We start from the raw sequence: 16,772 nt of genomic DNA on the forward strand, positions 1-16,772 counted from the left end.
CGGCTGGATATTCAAGCAAGGCCAGTGGCTCAGCGATGAAGCCTGCGACGCCTGGCTCGCTACGCAGGCCGCAACGCCCGCTGGCGGCACCAGCCACTGGCGGCCCGCATCCGCGAGGAAGACTACACCGGCGAGCATCGCCCGTATCCGCGAATACATTGCCGAAGGCGACTGCTACCAGTCAACTTCACCTTCCCCTGTCAGGCCAGGCCTTCGGTGATCCGGCCAGCCTCTACCGCGCCCTGCGCGGGCCCAGCCAGTACGCTACGGGGCCTTCATCGGTCATGCCGGTGGCGCCATCCTGTCACGCTCCCCAGAACTCTTCCTCGAACGCCGGGGCCACACCCTGAGCAGCCAGCCGATGAAGGGCACCGCCGCACGCCATACCCCGCCGGCAGCCCTTGCCGCCTCCGAGAAGGACCGTGCAGAGAACATCATGATCGTGGACCTGATCCGCAATGACATGGGGCGCACGGCACCGCCGGAGGCGTGCGGGTCGAGGACCTCTTCCGCATCGATCCCTATCCCACGGTGTGGCAGATGACCTCCCGGGTCATCGCCGAACCGGTCATGCGGCAGATCTTGGGGAGATCTTTGGCGCCCTCTTTCCCTGCGGCTCGATCACGGGCGCGCCGAAGATCCGGGCCATGGAGATCATCCGCGAGCTGGAAGCCGAGGCCCGCGGCCTGTATTGCGGCGCCCTCGGCTGGATCCGCCAGGGTGGCGACTTCCGCTTCAGCGTGCCCATCCGCAGCCTTCTCATCGACAAGGCCGGCTCCGCGCGCCTGAACGTAGGCAGCGGCGTGGTCTACGACTCCATTCCCGCCTCGGAATGGGCCGAATGCCATCTGAAATCGCGCTTCCTGACCGCGCTGCCCAGGGGTTTGCGCCTGATCGAAACCCTGCGCTACACCCCGGGCAGCACGCACGGCGGGGAGTCTTCCCTTCTGGACGAACACCGGAGTCGGTTGAAGGCCTCCGCACGCACCTTCGGCTTTCCTTTGAGGAGTCCGCCTTCCTGAACCTGCTCGACGGCATCAACGCAGACAAGGCCCTGCGCGTCCGCATCACTCTGGGACCCGAGGGCGACTTCACACTGGAACAGGCCGATCTGGCGATGGGTGCCCCGGCAGCCAACGCAAGCATCGTGCTGTCCCCCTGCGCACCTCCAGCAGCGACATCCTCTTCCGCCACAAGACCACCGCCCGTGCGCTCTACGATGCAGAGCTGGCGCGAGTCATGGGCTTGGGGCATTTCGATGCGCTGTTCATGAACGAAACAGGGCGCGCTGACCGAAGGCGCCCGCAGCAATCTCTTCGTGGAGAGGGACGGTATTCTGCTCACGCCCCCCCCTTGAGGCGGGGGTGCTGAATGGGGTATTACGCCAGCACTTGCTCCGGGAAGGCAAGGCACGGGAAGCGCATCTGAACCTGGACGACCTCCGTCAAGCGGAGGCCGTCTTCATGGGCAACGGCCTGCAGGGCTGGTCCGCGTCCGGCTGGAAAAACACGGAACAGACAGCCCCGGCCTGACCCCTGCGCCTTACTTGGCGCCCTTGCCCTTTCGGCACCACCACGGGCGCTCAACCAGCGTCTTGGCACTGGACGTGTCTTCCTTCAGCAGCAGTTGCACGCCGGCACGCAGCAATTCCGATTTGGTGCAGATGCGCCCGGCCTTGGCGAGGTTTCACGCAGTTGCTTGAGCACTGCTGGTGCGCGGGCCACAGACACCCGGCGAGTTGCGCACCCGCTGCAACCGCATGGCCGCCATCGCCGAGGTGAGCGAAGTCGAGACCGCACTGCACAGCCTCGCCGAAAACCTCAGCGGCCCCTTCGTGGTGAAACTGCCGCGTTTGCCGGGCACGCGTGACGCACGCTGGGCCCATCTATTGAGCGGCGAAGTCCCGGTCACGCCGGTTGCAGACGAAACGCCGGCCAGCGCCGCACCCCGCAGCGGACTCGCCGAGCGGGTGCAACAACTCGAGGCGCAGGTCGAAAGCCTGCAACAGGCGGTGGACGAAATCCGACGTCGATTGCTGACCTGAGATCTCGGCAAAGCCGGCCCTGCCCAAAGGCAGTTTAGGCTCACCATGTCGCGCTGGGCGACGTTGACCATACCGACGACATCATCACGATAAGCCGCCGGATCCGAGATGGTGGCCGTGTAAACAAACTGCGCATCGGCCCCAGGACGTACGCCCGGGAAGCCAGCCATTCCACCCTTTTTCTCGCCGCCCGTCAGGGTGAAGAAATCCGTGCCACCCAGCAGCGGTTCGGCCGGACTCACGACGACATCACCATCCTTAGCCGGCGGCGCATTTGTTGCCAAAGTTCGCCTTGTAGCCACACGGGCTGACTCACCCCTTGGGACTTGCGGCCGGCGTACGAAAGGCAATACGTGACTGTCCCGGCAACAGGCCAACCTGCGCAATCGGCGCATGCCGCTTCGAAGGGTCCATTCGTCACGCCGCTGAACCGTACCCAGCGGTTCAACGACGAATGCCCGATCCAGTTCCCCGTGCCCATTGGCGTTGGGTGAACGCTCGCCAGAGGTAGTAACTCGCCTCCGAGAATCCGTGCCGATGGTCCGGCGCTTCACGCCCGTTCTTGTGCTGGCGGGGAGCAGTCTTCAGACTGAACCACCACCCGCTTGCGCAAGGACGCGCAGCCGATGCATGCCCACGGCAGGGAAGCCGCCGGTGGACTCGTCTACGAGCGCCACCGCCCCGAGGAAACGCAACTCTACCGGCTGGTGGAGCGGCACTACCCCGCTTTCGTCGAACACTTGGGCGAACAGGGCAAGGCCTTGCCCGCGTACGTGGAGAAGGAATTCGAGGCATACCTGAAATGCGGGCGGCTCGAGCATGGGTTCTTGCGGGTGCGCTGCGAGTCCTGTCACTGCGAGCGACTCGTCGCCTTCAGCTGCAAGCGCCGTGGTTTCTGCCCGAGTTGCGGCGCGCGGCGCATGGCGGAGACCGCCGCGCTGCTGGCCGACGAGGTGCTGCCGGCGCTGCCGCTCAGACAATGGGTCATCAGCTTTCCGTTCGCGCTCCGCTTTCTCTTCGCCTCGTGCCCCGAGGCGCTCGCCCGGGCGCTGGAGGTGATCTACCGCCTGCTGGCGACGCACCTCGCGCACAAGGCCGGGTTTACGCGCAAGGAAGCCGCCACCGGTGCGGTGACGCTGGTGCAGCGCTTTGGCAGCGCGCTCAACCTGAACATCCACCTGCACCTGCTCTGCACGGACGGTGTGTATACACAGCGTCCCGACGAAACCCTGCGCTTCAGGCGGGTGAAGGCGCCGGATCGGGAGGAACTCGAGTGCACGGTGCAGCAGATCGCCGAGCGGGTCGGTGGGGCGCTGGAGCGCATGGGCCTTCTCGCACGGGACGCCGATGCCGCTGGCTGGATCTGCCCCCGCTGAGGACGCGGATGCAATGACTCAGCTCATCGGCAGTTCGGTCACTTATCGCATTGCGCTCGGCCCGCAGGCCAGGCGCAAAACGCTGATATTGCGCACGATCACGCCGTTGGCGGGCGAGGACCCGACAAACGAGCGGGTGGCGAAGGCCTATGGATTCTCCCCTGCACGCGGGTGTGGGCTGCGAGGCGCACCAGCGCGAAGTGCGCGAGCGGCTGTGCCGGTACATCGCCCGCCCGGCGGTGGCCGAGCAGCGGCTCACGGTGAGTGTGCAGGGGAAGGTGGTGTACCTGCTCAAGACGCCGTACCGGAACGGGACGACGCATGTGGTGTTCGAGCCCACGGACTTCATCGCCCGCACGGCGGCGCTGGTGCCGCGCCCGCGCGTAAACCTGACGCGCTACCACGGGGTGCTCGCGCCGAACCACCGCTGGCGTGCCGAGGTGACGCCGGCCGGAAGGGGCAGGGGGAGCAGGGGAGCCGCGCAGCCCGGGAGGTCGGCGATCGAGCGGCATGCAGCGATGACACAGGCGCAACGGCTGAAGCGCGTGTTCGACATCGACGTGGCGAGCTGCGTGCGCTGCGGCGGTGCGGTCCGTGTCATTGCCAGCATCGAGGACCCAGCGCTGATCGAGCGGATGCTGGCTCACGTGCGGGAGAGGCGCAAAGGTCGAGCCCGCGCGTGGCCCGCTGTCGACAGGGCCGCCGGTGATGGCGTGAGTGGCGCCTGCGCGAGGCGCGTGGATTGGGAGCAGGGACGCTGGCGATCGGCAGAGGCTGGTGCTGTGCCGAGGTGGGGCGTGGCGCGATTCGTTGAGGGATTTCGGGGTGTGGAAGAGTGCTCTGGCGGGACAGGCAGGTCGTGAACGCTGTGAACGCCGACGATCCGCTGCTTCGACCCGATTCGAGCACTGCTGCAGCTGGCGGGCAGGGTATCGAGCGGGATCGCTCCAGCCAGACAGGTGCTTTATCCTGCCTGTGCGTCAATCCTCCGTTTCCCAACCATACCGGGGCATCAACCAAGGCGCCAGTCTGCACCTCTTCAACTGCTGGGTGCCCTGAAAGCCATTTGCGCACTGCGAATCGGTCCTCATCTGACGCTGAACCACGACCCGCCGCGCAGATCAACGATTCATGCCAAAGCTCACTCGGATTTCCAAAACCTCCCATCAGCAAGCCTCGCGCCTCGATGAACACGATCAGGTCGTCGATAAGCGCATCAAACGCGGGCTCGTCGTTGCCTTCTTTTTAGTTGTACCTTCAGCTGAAAACCCAGCTCGCGCCACTCGGCAACACGATGCTTCTTGCGTTGCCGGGGACTCATGCGCCGCACACCGCGATTCGACATCAAGAATCCGCTCGCGCCCATACTCTAAATCTCCTTCCGTGATCGCGCCAAATTCAACGCCAGCAGCCTGCGAAGGATCTCGTCATCGGACATCTCAGGCGTGTAGTCCGTCCAGCCGTAGGCTGCAGCTACAACGGCGTCCAGCGTTTTGTGCGCGCCATCAAGCCCGGCCGGGCGCTGGTTGTAGAGGTTCGTCAGCGTGCGCTTCTTCAGCTCGGCCTCGTGACCGGGCTTGTGGATGAGCCGGTCAGGGTAGCACAGGACGACTTCCGGGATACGATCGACCCATTCGCCCGGGTTCAGCCAGTTCTCCCGCAACTCGTTGAGCCGGCGGGCAGCGGTGGCGATCGCGTCAGCTGCAGGGGCCGGTCAGGGGGCGCCTGCGGCCGTGTCGGCAGGTGTCATGCCGGTGGGAAGGGAAGGCCTCGAAGCATGTCTTGGCATTGTACGTGGGGTCGTTTCCGACGCCGTGCATCGAGGCATTCGCGAGAGACCACGTCTCATGCATTCTTGAGTGAAGTACGCCGAACGTGGCGTCATCGCTGCGACAGATTGCATAAAGGCGGGAGTCGGGAAGGACGGTCACTGGCAGCCAAACGAAAAACGATGCTTGGCTACCGTGAGGTCGCCAAGAACCGATCTCGTCCGACCAGCCCCTTGCGAAGTCCGGGCCGCGCTTCGGCGTGGATCCACCAGCGGTTACGATAGGCATCGCGACGCTGATCCATTCGATCCGGCTTAACGTGCTGCAGAACATGGGCAAATGGCCCTTCGTAGAGACTTGCATCCTGCTCGGCTGTATCTACGCCGAAGTCGATGATCCGGTGTCCGATGGCCGCCGTGCGACATCCTGTCCATTGGCCCACGGCTTCGACATCACTGTTCGGGCGGCCATGCGGGTTTGGGGCTTGGAGCCATTGCCGTGCCTGCTCTCCGGAAACGTCGAATGCTCCGACCTTCGTTGTGCCCATGAAGCAGACGCCTGCATTCCCCTGAAGCGGCACGGCAGTGGTCACGTCGACGCCTTGATCTGACGCAGTGAGATCGGCGTAGATGCTCGCGACCGGTGCGCCGTCGAGCTTAGCGTTACCCTCTCCGCCGAACGCCACCGGAAACCCGGACAGCCGCGCCATCGTTGACCCATTCTTCGTCGCTCCATGCCTCAAAAATCGGCGTTGAGGTGACAATTCGATCAAGCGCTGTGCGGTTGGCGCCCTTGCGAATGGCTTGGGTTGTGACGAGTCCCGCAAAACGGCACTTGCCTGCCGCGATATGTGCTCTCGAACGCTCGAACCAGTAGGTGACGAGGTCGACGCCGCCCGGAAGGCGCCCTTCGAATAGCGCGCGTAAGCTTGGCCGTGTACTCCGCACCCAGCTCCCCGAGCATCTTCTTGTTCCCGACGAACGGCGGGTTCCCCACGATCACATCCACTGATGGCCACTCGGCCTCGCTCCCGTCTTCGTTCAGCAGCGCGTCCCGGTTCTCGATGTGATCCGGGCGCGCGAGGATCGGGTTTCTGCGGCAGTCGTAGCCGTGCTTGAGCATCCACTGGATCTCACCGATCAGACCGTCACCCAGGCGAGCTCGGCGGCGTAGGCGTTGATCTCGATGCCGCGCACGTTGTCGGGGCTGGTTTCGATGGTGAGTTGGCGATGCAGCCCAAGCGCTTCGGCGTCGGGTTTGCCCAGTGCTCGAGGTCTTTCAGCGCACGCAGCGCGAGATACAGGAAGTTGCCGGAGCCGCAGGCGGGATCGAGGACACGGAAGTTCTTCAGCCGCTCCGGTAGCCTAGAAAAAGCGCCTGTGCTTCCTGTTCGGCCTTCTGCGAGCCCTTTCCGCCGGCGTGGTACTTCTCGACGAGGGCGATCCACAGCCTTGGCGGCTTCCCATTCGCGTTCGAGCGGTTCGACGATGACCGGCTTCACGAGCTTCATGATTGTGGTCGGATCGGTGTGGATTCGCCCCAAGCGGGGCGCGCACCTTCGGATCAAGGCCGCGTTCGAACAAGGTGCCGAGGATCGAGGGCTCGATCGCGCTCCAGTCCATGCGGCTTGCGGCGAGCAGGGCGCCGATCTCTTCAGGGGCGAGTTCGAGCACCTCCACGTGCTCGAACAATCCTCCGTTGAAATAGGCGATGTCTTCCGGGAGGAAATCGCCGCCCTTGCGCATCGCTTGGAACATCTCCGCCATCGACACCGCGAGCTTGGCCGGGTCGCCTTGGCGCTTCGCGATGACACGCTCGAAGAGTTTCTTCGGCAGCAGGCCGATGTCCTCCGCGAACATGCAGAACAGGCACTGGATGAGGAAGTGCGCGATCTTCGCGGGATCGTGCCCGCGCTCGGTCATGGACTGCGCGACGTCAGCGAAGCGGCCGGCGGCATCCTTGGTGATATCGAGCACCGTTCGACCGGTCAGGAACTTCTCAGGGTCGGTGAACAGCCAGCGCAAGCGCTGCATGTTTTCAGGTGTGCCGATGTCCTCGAGGCGGATCGTGTAGGTCTCGCTTGGCGTGCCGGTGAAGTGGGTGTGGATCTGGGTGATCTCGCGATTGCTGACGACCAGCAGCGGCGGGTTGTCGAGGGCGAGGCGTAGGTCATGAGCTGGCGCAAGGCGCCGGACAGATCCCACCGGGGCCTTTGTTCTCCCAGCCGAAGTGTCCGCGCTTCCAGACGTCTGCCCAGCCATGGCCCGCGCCGGTTCGGGTGGCGCCGCGCTCGAAGCAGTAGGTGTCGGGGTCGTTAGGCGGCTCCACGCCGAGCACGCTGCAGAGGTCGAGGAAGAAGGCTTGTGAGCCGGCACGCTCGGAGAGCGGGTTGTCCTTCCACTTGGTGATGAACTGGGCTGGGGTCATGTCGGGCGAGTCGGTTGGCATTCAGCAAGCATGATTGTAGGGGAAACACACAGGCTGATTGTGCGCTCAGGCGTTTTTCGGACGTCGGACGTCCAATCCTCGACGGGGTTCTGAAAAATATTTCGCAGAGAGGGTCTTCGTTTCTGAAACGTGTGGAAAATTGAATTGAAGGGGTGCTCTTGCCCGGGATCTCAGTTCAAAGGAGAAGTAGAAAATGGCCCACCGGTGTGAAGGTATCGTCGCGCGCTGCCCACATCGACGGCAGGAGACTTTTGCGACAGCCTCTTCAACCCGGCGGGATTTCGCCACCATCGCCCGCAGCGTCGGTATGAATGGCGACCTACGATCCGTGTCCAGCCGTGCCTGCAGTCACCAGCCCATGCGTTCTACGGCATCCGCAACGGCGAGCAGGCGTTCGGCTTGCGCCACGTGCAGGTTCTCGACCGGGCGATTTCTCACCACGACCACTGCGCTGCCACGCAGCTGGGCGTCCTGCCGAACGGCAATGATTTCATGCGCCTCGGCCAACTCCCCAGCCGCCGGTGCGAACACCTCGTTTGCCGTCGCCGAGCTGGCCGGGATGGATCAGTGTCTTGCCGTCGAAACCGAGATCGCGCCCCTGTACACACGCGGCGTGCAGGCGGAACGCATCGTGCAGCTCGAGATGCACGCCATCGAGAATGTCGATGCCATGGGCACGTGCAGCAAGCACGCATTGACCAAGCGCCGGCAGGAATCCCAGCCGTTCCGGCGTATGCCGCACGCGCAGTTCGCGTGCCAGATCCGAGGTACCCATGAGAGTTCCAGCCAGCGCGGATGGGCGCCGGCGATCGAGTCGATGGCAAGAATGCCGCGTGCGGTTTCCGCCATGCACCACAGGCGCAATCCGTCTGCCACTCCCGCTCGTTCGAGTAGCTGCACGGCCTGCAGGACGTCTTCAGCCGACGAGACCTTGGGCAGCACGAGGCCATCGGCTCCCGCATTGGCGAAGGCACGCAGATCGTCGCCCCCATTCGGTATCCAGCCCGTTGACGCGCACCAGCAACTCACGCGCGCCATAACCACCCGTGTCGAGCGCCGCCATGATCTGCCCGCGAGCCTCGACTTTTGCAGCCAGCGCGACCGCATCCTCGAGATCGAGGATCAGCACGTCAGCGGGCAATTCACGCGCCTTGGCCAGAGCGCGCTGGTTCGATCCCGGCATATAGAGCGCCGAACGGCGCAGTCAGAAAACAACCTATCTGATTCACTCATTCCGTGCACCCCCACTCACCAGTCTCGCTGCGTTCAGGCTCCAGATGCCTCGGTCCGATACGTGGCAGCTTTCCGGCAAAACCATCACGTCGACGGCTTCCTCGAGCAGGCTGCTCATCAGTTTTTCTGCTCGTGGACACAGCCACTGCTGAAACAAAGCAACGATCCACCACCACCGACCCGGTCGACCAGCACCTCCTCGACCCGACGCGCCACCGCCTCGCCCGGGTCGATGATGCGCCACGCCGAAGCCCACCAGATCCTGAATCGCTGCAGCAAGGAAGGGAAAATGCGTACAACCAAGCACGATCGTGTCCGCCCCTGCCGCCAGCATCAAGGCCATCCAGTACGCGAAAGCGCGCGTGGCGAGTCTGAAGGTGTTCCTGTCGGATCCCGACGTGCCGATCGACACCAATCACACCGGAGCGCGGCCTGCGGGTGATCCCGACCGGACGGCGCAACTGGCTGTTCTGTTGGACCGAGATCGGTGCCGAGCGGGTGGCGGTGATCCAGAGTCTGCTGGTGACCTGCCGGCTGCTGCGGCGTGGATCCGTATGCCTACTGGTCGATGTGCTGCAGCGCATCGGCGAGCACCCGGCCAGCCGTGTCGTCGAACTCACGCCGCGCGAATGGAAGACACGCTTCTCCCACGATCCCATGAGATCAGTTCTCGCATACGGGAAGATATAACGGTCTGGTTTGGCCGCTTACAGACGGACTGAGGTTGCGACATGAAGCGAGCCCCTGAATATGCCCGGGCCAACGCTGGCAAACCGAACTGGCCGAACCTTTAGCCGGTCCATCATTTCACTACACCAAAGCAGCAATGATCGCTGCCGCTGGCTGCTATAGTTCCGCGCTGCATGAATACCCCCAAAGGCCTCGAGCCACTGACTGACGACGGCGTGATCACCGCTGTGAGCCGGGCCCTGAAGAGCAGCAGGGCTGCAGGCCGGCCTGCTCCGGTGCGGCATCGACGCCCCGTTCGAGATGGACCGAAACCGCCTGACGTTCAAGAGCCACCTGTTCGGTGCGGGGCGCACGACTGGAGGAGGCGCTCATGGCAACAACGGTTACCGGAACCTGCGTCGCCCTCTGACGATCATCTGCAACGCGGCCGGGCCGGTCAGCAGCAACCAGCCGCCGGCCGGTACGCGAAAATTCCAGTGGGGATTGTGCACCCTCGGGCAGGAAGCCCTGCAGCACAGTTTCCGGACGCTGGTGCCCGATTCGCACATTGATCCACGGCTGCGCCAGCGACCTAGAAGTCGCCAGTCATGGATCGGGATGTTTATCAGCTCGAAGCCGAGGCGCAGAAGCTGCCGCAGGAAGACCGCGCGCGACTGGCCCGACACCTGATCGCCACGCTCGATCGCGGTGACGACCTGCATGACGGTCAGCCCTCGCTGGACGAAGCCGGTCAGCGTTTGTCGACACGGCGTCCGGGATGAGTGCCGGTTGGATATCCCGGGCCTGCCCGAAGCGCCGCCGACTGCTGTAATCTTGCGCTGCATGAAAACTCCCAAAGGCCTCGAGCCACTGATTGAAGACGGCGTGATCAGCGAGGTCATCCGTGCACTGAAAAGCGGCAAGGAAGCCTCGGTATACGTCGTGCAATGCAGGGCGGATCTGCGCTGCGCCAAGGTCTACAAGGACATGGGTCAGCGCAGCTTCCGAACGCGCGCGCAGTACCAGGAAGGCCGCAAGGTGCGCGGCAGCCAGCAAGCCCGTGCCATGCGCCGCAGCACCAACTATGGTCGCAAGGAACAGAAATCGCACGGAAGAACACCGAAGTCGAGGCGCTCTACCAGTTGGCGGCAGTCGGCGTGCGCGTGCCCGCCCCTTACGGTTTCTTCAACGGCGTGCTGGTGATGGAACTCGTGACCAGTGCCGACGGCGGCTCGGCTCCCAACACAGGTGAGGTCGATCTGTCAGCAGAGCTGGCGCGCGACTATCACCGCTTCCTGATCAGCCAGATCGTGCGCATGCTGTGTGTGCCGGCCTGATCCACGGCGATCTCTCTGAATACAACATACTGGTCGCAGCCGACGGCCCGGTGATCATCGATCTGCCGCAGGTGGTGAGCGCATCGGGCAACAACAACGCACAGGCCATGCTGGCCCGTGACGTCGACAACGTCACCGCCACCCTCGGCCGCTTTGCACCGGAACTGCTGGGCACACGCTTTGCCGGGGAAATGTGGGCGCTCTACGAGCAGGGCCTGCTGCGACCGGACAGCGTGCTCAGCGGCGAGTTCGTCAGCAACGAGGTCGCAGCCGACGTCGCCACCACCCTGCTCGCCATCGAGGACGCGCGCGACGAAGCACTGCGCCGTCAGCGCGGCCGTGCAGCCGCCAGAGCAGGCATGAATATCGAACTGACGGCCCACGAGGCGCGCCTAATCGGCTGTCTGATGGAAAGGAAGTCACCACACCCGAGCAATACCGCTGTCGCTCAACGCACTCACCAATGCCTGCAACCAGAAGAGCAACCGGGACCCGGTACTCGACCTCGCCGAGACCACGGTGCAGCAGGTGCTGGATGGACTGCTGAAGAAACATCTGGTCAGTGACCGTTCCGGTTACGGCGGACGGGTGACCAAGTACAAACAGGTGTTCTGCAACATGGAGTTCGGACCCCTGCAGTTCACCGCCATCGAACGTGCGATCATCTGCGAACTGCTGGTGCGCGGGCCACAGACACCCGGCGAGTTGCGCACCCGCTGCAACCGCATGGCCGCCATCGCCGAGGTGAGCGAAGTCGAGACCGCACTGCACAGCCTCGCCGAAAACCTCAGCGGCCCCTTCGTGGTGAAACTGCCGCGTTTGCCGGGCACGCGTGACGCACGCTGGGCCCATCTATTGAGCGGCGAAGTCCCGGTCACGCCGGTTGCAGACGAAACGCCGGCCAGCGCCGCACCCCGCAGCGGACTCGCCGAGCGGGTGCAACAACTCGAGGCGCAGGTCGAAAGCCTGCAACAGGCGGTGGACGAAATCCGACGTCGATTGCTGACCTGAGATCTCGGCAAGCCGGCCCTGCCCAAGGCAGTTTAGGCTCACCATGTCGCGCTGGGCGACGTTGACCATGCCGACGACATCATCACGATAAGCCGCCGGATCCGAGATGGTGGCCGTGTAAACAAACTGCGCATCGGCCCCGGGACGTACGCCCGGAAGCCAGCCATTCCACCCTTTTTCTCGCCGCCCGTCAGGGTGAAGAAATCCGTGCCACCCAGCAGCGGTTCGGCCAGCTCACGACGACATCACCATCCTTGGCCGGCGGCGCATTTTGTTGCCAAAGTTCGCCTTGTAGCCACCGGAGCTGACTCACCCTTGGGACTTGCGGCCGGCGTACGAAAGGCAATACGTGACTGTCCCGGCAACAGGCCAACCTGCGCAATCGGCGCATGCCGCTTCGAAGGGTCCATTCGTCACGCCGCTGAACCGTACCCAGCGGTTCAACGACGAATGCCCGATCCAGTTCCCCGTGCCCATTGGCGTTGGGTGAACGCTCGCCAGAGGTAGTAACTCGCCTCCGAGAATCCGTGCCGATGGTCCGGCGCTTCACGCCCCGTTCTTGTGCTGGCGGGGAGCAGTCTTCAGACTGAACCACCACCCGCTTGCGCAAGGACGCGCAGCCGATGCATGCCCACGGCAGAAGCCGCCAGTGGACTCGTCTACGAGCGCCACCGCCCCGAGGAAACGCAACTCTACCGGCTGGTGGAGCGGCACTACCCGCTTTCGTCGAACACTTGGGCGAACAGGGCAAGGCCTTGCCCGCGTACGTGGAGAAGGAATTCGAGGCATACCTGAAATGCGGGCGGCTCGAGCATGGGTTCTTGCGGGTGCGCTGCGAGTCCTGTCACTGCGAGCGACTCGTCGCCTTCAGCTGCAAGCGCCGTGGTTTCTGCCCGAGTTGCGGCGCGCGGCGCATGGCGGAGACCGCCGCGCTGCTGGCCGACGAGGTGCTGCCGGCGCTGCCGCTCAGACAATGGGTCATCAGCTTTCCGTTCGCGCTCCGCTTTCTCTTCGCCTCGTGCCCCGAGGCGCTCGCCCGGGCGCTGGAGGTGATCTACCGCCTGCTGGCGACGCACCTCGCGCACAAGGCCGGGTTTACGCGCAAAGGAAGCCGCCACCGGTGCGGTGACGCTGGTGCAGCGCTTTGGCAGCGCGCTCAACCTGAACATCCACCTGCACCTGCTCTGCACGGACGGTGTGTATACACAGCGTCCCGACGAAACCTGCGCTTCAGGCGGGTGAAGGCGCCGGATCGGGAGGAACTCGAGTGCACGGTGCAGCAGATCGCCGAGCGGGTCGGTGGGGCGCTGGAGCGCATGGGCCTTCTCGCACGGGACGCCGATGCCGCTGGCTGGATCTGCCCCCCCGCTGAGGACGCGGATGCAATGACTCAGCTCATCGGCAGTTCGGTCACTTATCGCATTGCGCTCGGCCCGCAGGCCGGGCGCAAAACGCTGATATTGCGCACGATCACGCCGTTGGCGGGCGAGGACCCGACAAACGAGCGGGTGGCGAAGGCCTATGGATTCTCCCTGCACGCGGGTGTGGGCTGCGAGGCGCACCAGCGCGAAGTGCGCGAGCGGCTGTGCCGGTACATCGCCCGCCCGGCGGTGGCCGAGCAGCAGCGGCTCACGGTGAGTGTGCAGGGGAAGGTGGTGTACCTGCTCAAGACGCCGTACCGGAACGGGACGACGCATGTGGTGTTCGAGCCCTGGACTTCATCGCCCGCACGGCGGCGCTGGTGCCGCGCCCGCGCGTAAACCTGACGCGCTACCACGGGGTGCTCGCGCCGAACCACCGCTGGCGTGCCGAGGTGACGCCGGCCGGAAGGGGCAGGGGAGCAGGGGAGCCGCGCAGCCCGGGAGGTCGGCGATCGAGCGGCATGCAGCGATGACACAGGCGCAACGGCTGAAGCGCGTGTTCGACATCGACGTGGCGAGCTGCGTGCGCTGCGGCGGTGCGGTCCGTGTCATTGCCAGCATCGAGGACCCAGCGCTGATCGAGCGGATGCTGGCTCACGTGCGGGAGAGAGCGCAAAGGTCGAGCCCGCGCGTGGCCCGCTGTCGACAGGGCCGCCGGTGATGGCGTGAGTGGCGCCTGCGCGAGGCGCGTGGATTGGGAGCAGGGACGCTGGCGATCGGCAGAGGCTGGTGCTGTGCCGAGGTGGGGCGTGGCGCGATTCGTTGAGGGATTTCGGGGTGTGGAAGAGTGCTCTGGCCAGGACAGGCAGGTCGTGAACGCTGTGAACGCCGACGATCCGCTGCTTCGACCCGATTCGAGCACTGCTGCAGCCTGGCGGGCAGGGTATCGAGCGGGATCGCTCCGGCCAGACAGGTGCTTTATCCTGCCTATGCGTCCGCTGCGATGAACAAGCAACTGCTCGCCCTTTATGGTCTGAAGTGGAATCCCTTCTCGCCCGAACTGCCCACCGAGGCGCTGCGCCTCACGCCGGCGGTGGAGAACTTCGCCTGGCGTATCGAGCACGCGCTCGTGCGCGAGGGCGGCTTCGCGCTGATCAGCGGCGACGTCGGTACGGGCAAGAGCGTGGCGCTGCGCCTGATCGCCGAGCGCCTCGCCCCCGTGCCGAATCTGACCGTCGCCGCACTCACGCACCCGAGCGCCAACCTCGCCGACTTCTACCGCGAGCTCGGTGATCTGTTCGCCGTGGAGCTGCGCCCGCACAACCGCTGGATGGGCTTCAAGGCCCTGCGCACCCGCTGGATCGCCCATCTGGAGAGCACGCGGCTTCGCCCCGTGCTGCTGATCGACGAGGCGCAACAGGTCGCCCCGCTCGTGCTCTCGGGTTGCGCCTGCTCGCCTCGGCGCACTTCGACTCGCGCAGCCTGCTGAGCGTCGTGCTCGCCGGCGACCAGCGCCTGAACGAGTTGCTGCGCCGCGACGAACTCCTGCCGCTCGGTTCGCGCATCCGCGCACGCCTCTCGCTGGAGTACGCCAGCCGCGAGGAACTGCTGGCCTGCCTGAAGCACCTGCTCGCAAGCGCCGGCGCCCCCGCTCTGATGACACCCGAGCTGATGCACACCGTCTGCGACCACGCCATGGGTAACTACCGTGCGCTCACCACCATGGCCGCGGAACTGCTCGCCGCCGCCGCGCAGCGCGAGGCTCGTCCAGCTCGACGAGCTGTACCTCGCGGTGTTCACGCCCCAGGGCAATCCGCCGGCACGCGCCGCACCCGGCTCACCAGCGCTTGAGCCGGCAACCATGAAATCGTCCCGGCACCACCCCATCAGATTCCCCGAGCAGCTCAGCGACGAGGGCGCGGCACCCCAAGTTCCGCACTTCGTGCCCGGTTTTGGCGGGGTCGCCGCTAGCCACACTCCATGATTTCAACGACTTGGGCGTGCCGCAAGCCCGATTTCCAGACAATCGTGTTGTGTCACGCCTTAACGTTTTGATGGCTTTAATGGCGGGTTGGCATGTGATAGCGTTGACACATGTACGCGCATCACCCGCTCCGGCGGCCGGAGCTACCTGCAACTCGTCGAAGGCTTCCGCACCGGGCCGGGGTGCGCCAGCGCGTGGTCGCCAACCTCGGTCGCCCGGATGAGCTGGACGGCAAGAAACTCGATCCACTCATCCACGGCTTGCAGCGTGCGCTCGGTCGCGTGCCGATCTCGGCACCCGTGCCGGAGTACGACTCGGCACGGGCGCTGGGCGATGTGCATGCCCTGAATGAACTGTGGTCGAGTCTGGGTTTGGGCGATGCCGTACGTCAGGCCCTGCGCTCCTCGCGCCGCGCATTCGATGCCGAGGCGATGGTGCGGGCGATGGTGTTCAACCGCCTGTGTGCACCCGATTCCAAGCTCGGCTGTCTGGAATGGCTGGAGACGGTGGCGATCCCGGGCATGCCCGAGGCGGTCTCGCACGATCACCTGCTGCGCACGCTGGATGCGCTGATGGATCGCGCCGGGAAGGTCGAGGCGAAGGTGGCCCAGCTGTTGCGGCCGATGCTCGATCAGCAATTGTCGGTGGTGTTCTACGATCTGACCACGGTGCGCATCCACGGCGAGGGCCATGTTCCCGAGGATGTACGTGCCTATGGCATGAACAAGGAAACTGGCGGCATCGCCCGGCAGTTCGTGCTGGGCGTGGTGCAGTCGGCCGAGGGTTTGCCGCTGATGCACACCGTGCATGCCGGCAACGTTGCCGAGACCGCCACCCTCAAGGCCATGCTCGAACAGGTGCTGGCGCGCTTCCCGGTCGAGCGGGTGATCCACGGTCGCCGACCGCGGTCTGCTCAGTCTGGACAACATCGCCCAGATCGGCGAGCTGGCCCGGCAGACCGAGCGCAAGTTGCAGTTCATCTGGCGGTGCCGGCACGGCGCTACGCAGAGCTGGGCGGCACGCTCGATGCGATGAGCTTCGGCGAGGGTCTGGCCGAAGGCCGCTTCGCCGAGCACCGGCTGGTGGTCGCGCACGATCCGACCCGAGCGGCCGAGCAGACGGCCAGCCGCCACCAACGCATCGCCGAACTGGAAGCCTTCGCCGACCAGCTTGTCGCCAAGCTCGACGCGCAGGACAAAGGCCTCACCGAACGCGGCCGCAAGGCCAGCGACCGCGGTGCCTACAGCCGCTTCCAGCAAGCCGTTGCCGAGGCCGAGTTGACTCGCTTCGTGAAGCCGCAATACCACGCCGAGCGCTTCAGCTATACCCTCGACGAGGCGGCCATCGCACGCGCGGAGACCTTCGACGGCAAGCTGGTACTGCTGACCAATGTCGAGGACTTTACAGCCGCGCAGATCGTCGAGCGCTACAAGAGCTGGCCGACATCGAGCGCGGCTTCCGGGTGCTCAAGAGCGACCTTGCGATTGCACCGGTGTACCACCGCCTCCCGGATCGCATCCGCGCGCACGCGCTGATCTGC

The 16,772-nt window shown here is 65.0% G+C and carries 15 protein-coding genes and 5 pseudogenes; 15 read left to right on the forward strand and 5 right to left on the reverse strand.

Annotation, left to right across the window (positions count from 1 at the left end):
* Positions 1 to 277: 277 nt before the first annotated feature.
* The 5 genes from H7A12_06765 to H7A12_06785 all read left to right on the forward strand — a co-directional run bounded on the left by H7A12_06765 (position 278) and on the right by H7A12_06785 (position 3,420).
* Positions 278 to 544 carry a chorismate-binding protein gene (locus tag H7A12_06765; protein ID MCP5320514.1) on the forward strand — a complete coding sequence of 89 codons (267 nt, stop codon included), beginning with the start codon at positions 278 to 280 and terminating at the stop codon, positions 542 to 544.
* Positions 534 to 1,022 (forward strand): chorismate-binding protein, encoded by a 489-nt coding sequence (locus tag H7A12_06770; GenBank protein MCP5320515.1) that lies wholly within the window; start codon positions 534 to 536, stop codon positions 1,020 to 1,022. Before H7A12_06765 ends, H7A12_06770 begins: the two co-directional genes overlap by 11 nt.
* 342 nt (positions 1,023 to 1,364) lie before the next feature.
* Positions 1,365 to 1,532: an aminotransferase class IV gene (locus H7A12_06775; protein ID MCP5320516.1), complete on the forward strand. Its 168-nt coding sequence runs from the start codon at positions 1,365 to 1,367 to the stop codon at positions 1,530 to 1,532.
* A gap of 179 nt (positions 1,533 to 1,711) precedes the next feature.
* Positions 1,712 to 2,044, forward strand: a complete 333-nt coding sequence (locus tag H7A12_06780) for a DUF480 domain-containing protein (GenBank protein MCP5320517.1) — start codon at positions 1,712 to 1,714, stop codon at positions 2,042 to 2,044.
* 626 nt (positions 2,045 to 2,670) lie between these two features.
* Positions 2,671 to 3,420 (forward strand): transposase zinc-binding domain-containing protein, encoded by a 750-nt coding sequence (locus tag H7A12_06785; GenBank protein MCP5320518.1) that lies wholly within the window; start codon positions 2,671 to 2,673, stop codon positions 3,418 to 3,420.
* A gap of 597 nt (positions 3,421 to 4,017) precedes the next feature.
* Here H7A12_06785 and H7A12_06790 read toward each other — a convergent pair.
* The 5 genes and pseudogenes from H7A12_06790 to H7A12_06810 form a co-directional block, all read right to left on the reverse strand.
* Positions 4,018 to 4,629 carry a DUF469 family protein gene (locus H7A12_06790; GenBank protein ID MCP5320519.1) on the reverse strand — a complete coding sequence of 204 codons (612 nt, stop codon included), beginning with the start codon at positions 4,627 to 4,629 and terminating at the stop codon, positions 4,018 to 4,020.
* Between the two features lie 7 nt (positions 4,630 to 4,636).
* Positions 4,637 to 4,786 (reverse strand): DUF469 family protein, encoded by a 150-nt coding sequence (locus tag H7A12_06795; protein ID MCP5320520.1) that lies wholly within the window; start codon positions 4,784 to 4,786, stop codon positions 4,637 to 4,639.
* Between the two features lie 3 nt (positions 4,787 to 4,789).
* A pseudogene (locus H7A12_06800) lies at positions 4,790 to 7,616 on the reverse strand (class I SAM-dependent DNA methyltransferase).
* A gap of 369 nt (positions 7,617 to 7,985) precedes the next feature.
* Positions 7,986 to 8,820 (reverse strand): annotated as a pseudogene (locus tag H7A12_06805) (CoA ester lyase).
* 167 nt (positions 8,821 to 8,987) lie between these two features.
* Positions 8,988 to 9,149, reverse strand: coding sequence for a hypothetical protein (locus H7A12_06810; GenBank protein ID MCP5320521.1), 162 nt, complete (start codon positions 9,147 to 9,149; stop codon positions 8,988 to 8,990).
* Between the two features lie 159 nt (positions 9,150 to 9,308).
* Between H7A12_06810 and H7A12_06815 the strand changes: the two genes are divergently transcribed.
* From H7A12_06815 to H7A12_06860, 10 genes and pseudogenes are all read left to right on the forward strand, one after another.
* Positions 9,309 to 9,560, forward strand: a complete 252-nt coding sequence (locus H7A12_06815; GenBank protein MCP5320522.1) for a hypothetical protein — start codon at positions 9,309 to 9,311, stop codon at positions 9,558 to 9,560.
* 587 nt (positions 9,561 to 10,147) lie between these two features.
* Entirely contained in the window at positions 10,148 to 10,321 is a 174-nt protein-coding gene (locus H7A12_06820) for a hypothetical protein (protein ID MCP5320523.1), read from the forward strand.
* A 61-nt stretch (positions 10,322 to 10,382) separates the two neighbouring features.
* A pseudogene (locus tag H7A12_06825) lies at positions 10,383 to 11,442 on the forward strand (serine protein kinase RIO).
* Positions 11,396 to 11,887, forward strand: coding sequence for a DUF480 domain-containing protein (locus H7A12_06830; GenBank protein ID MCP5320524.1), 492 nt, complete (start codon positions 11,396 to 11,398; stop codon positions 11,885 to 11,887). Before H7A12_06825 ends, H7A12_06830 begins: the two are co-directional and overlap by 47 nt.
* 627 nt (positions 11,888 to 12,514) lie before the next feature.
* Positions 12,515 to 12,825, forward strand: a pseudogene (locus tag H7A12_06835) (transposase zinc-binding domain-containing protein).
* 187 nt (positions 12,826 to 13,012) lie between these two features.
* A complete protein-coding gene (locus H7A12_06840) occupies positions 13,013 to 13,129 on the forward strand; it encodes a transposase (GenBank protein ID MCP5320525.1) in 117 nt (38 codons plus the stop codon).
* Positions 13,072 to 13,647, forward strand: coding sequence for a transposase (locus H7A12_06845; GenBank protein ID MCP5320526.1), 576 nt, complete (start codon positions 13,072 to 13,074; stop codon positions 13,645 to 13,647). The genes H7A12_06840 and H7A12_06845 overlap by 58 nt, the downstream gene beginning before the upstream one ends.
* A gap of 130 nt (positions 13,648 to 13,777) precedes the next feature.
* Positions 13,778 to 13,969 (forward strand): hypothetical protein, encoded by a 192-nt coding sequence (locus H7A12_06850; protein ID MCP5320527.1) that lies wholly within the window; start codon positions 13,778 to 13,780, stop codon positions 13,967 to 13,969.
* Positions 13,970 to 14,251: 282 nt separating this feature from the next.
* Positions 14,252 to 15,232 (forward strand): annotated as a pseudogene (locus H7A12_06855) (AAA family ATPase).
* Between the two features lie 182 nt (positions 15,233 to 15,414).
* A complete protein-coding gene (locus tag H7A12_06860; protein MCP5320528.1) occupies positions 15,415 to 16,767 on the forward strand; it encodes an IS1634 family transposase in 1,353 nt (450 codons plus the stop codon).
* Positions 16,768 to 16,772 lie beyond the last annotated feature (5 nt).

It is taken from the genome of Pseudomonadales bacterium (assembly GCA_024234165.1).
In the GTDB taxonomy this organism is placed as follows: domain Bacteria; phylum Pseudomonadota; class Gammaproteobacteria; order Pseudomonadales; family UBA5518; genus UBA5518.

What these genes read in the sequence shown, in the direction of transcription:
- H7A12_06795 (MCP5320520.1), bottom strand. Translation starts at nt 4,786, where the DNA reads ATGGGCGCGAGCGGATTCTTGATGTCGAATCGCGGTGTGCGGCGCATG.
- H7A12_06850 (MCP5320527.1), top strand. Translation starts at nt 13,778, where the DNA reads ATGACACAGGCGCAACGGCTGAAGCGCGTGTTCGACATCGACGTGGCG.
- H7A12_06820 (MCP5320523.1), top strand. Translation starts at nt 10,148, where the DNA reads ATGGATCGGGATGTTTATCAGCTCGAAGCCGAGGCGCAGAAGCTGCCG.
- H7A12_06785 (MCP5320518.1), top strand. Translation starts at nt 2,671, where the DNA reads ATGCATGCCCACGGCAGGGAAGCCGCCGGTGGACTCGTCTACGAGCGC.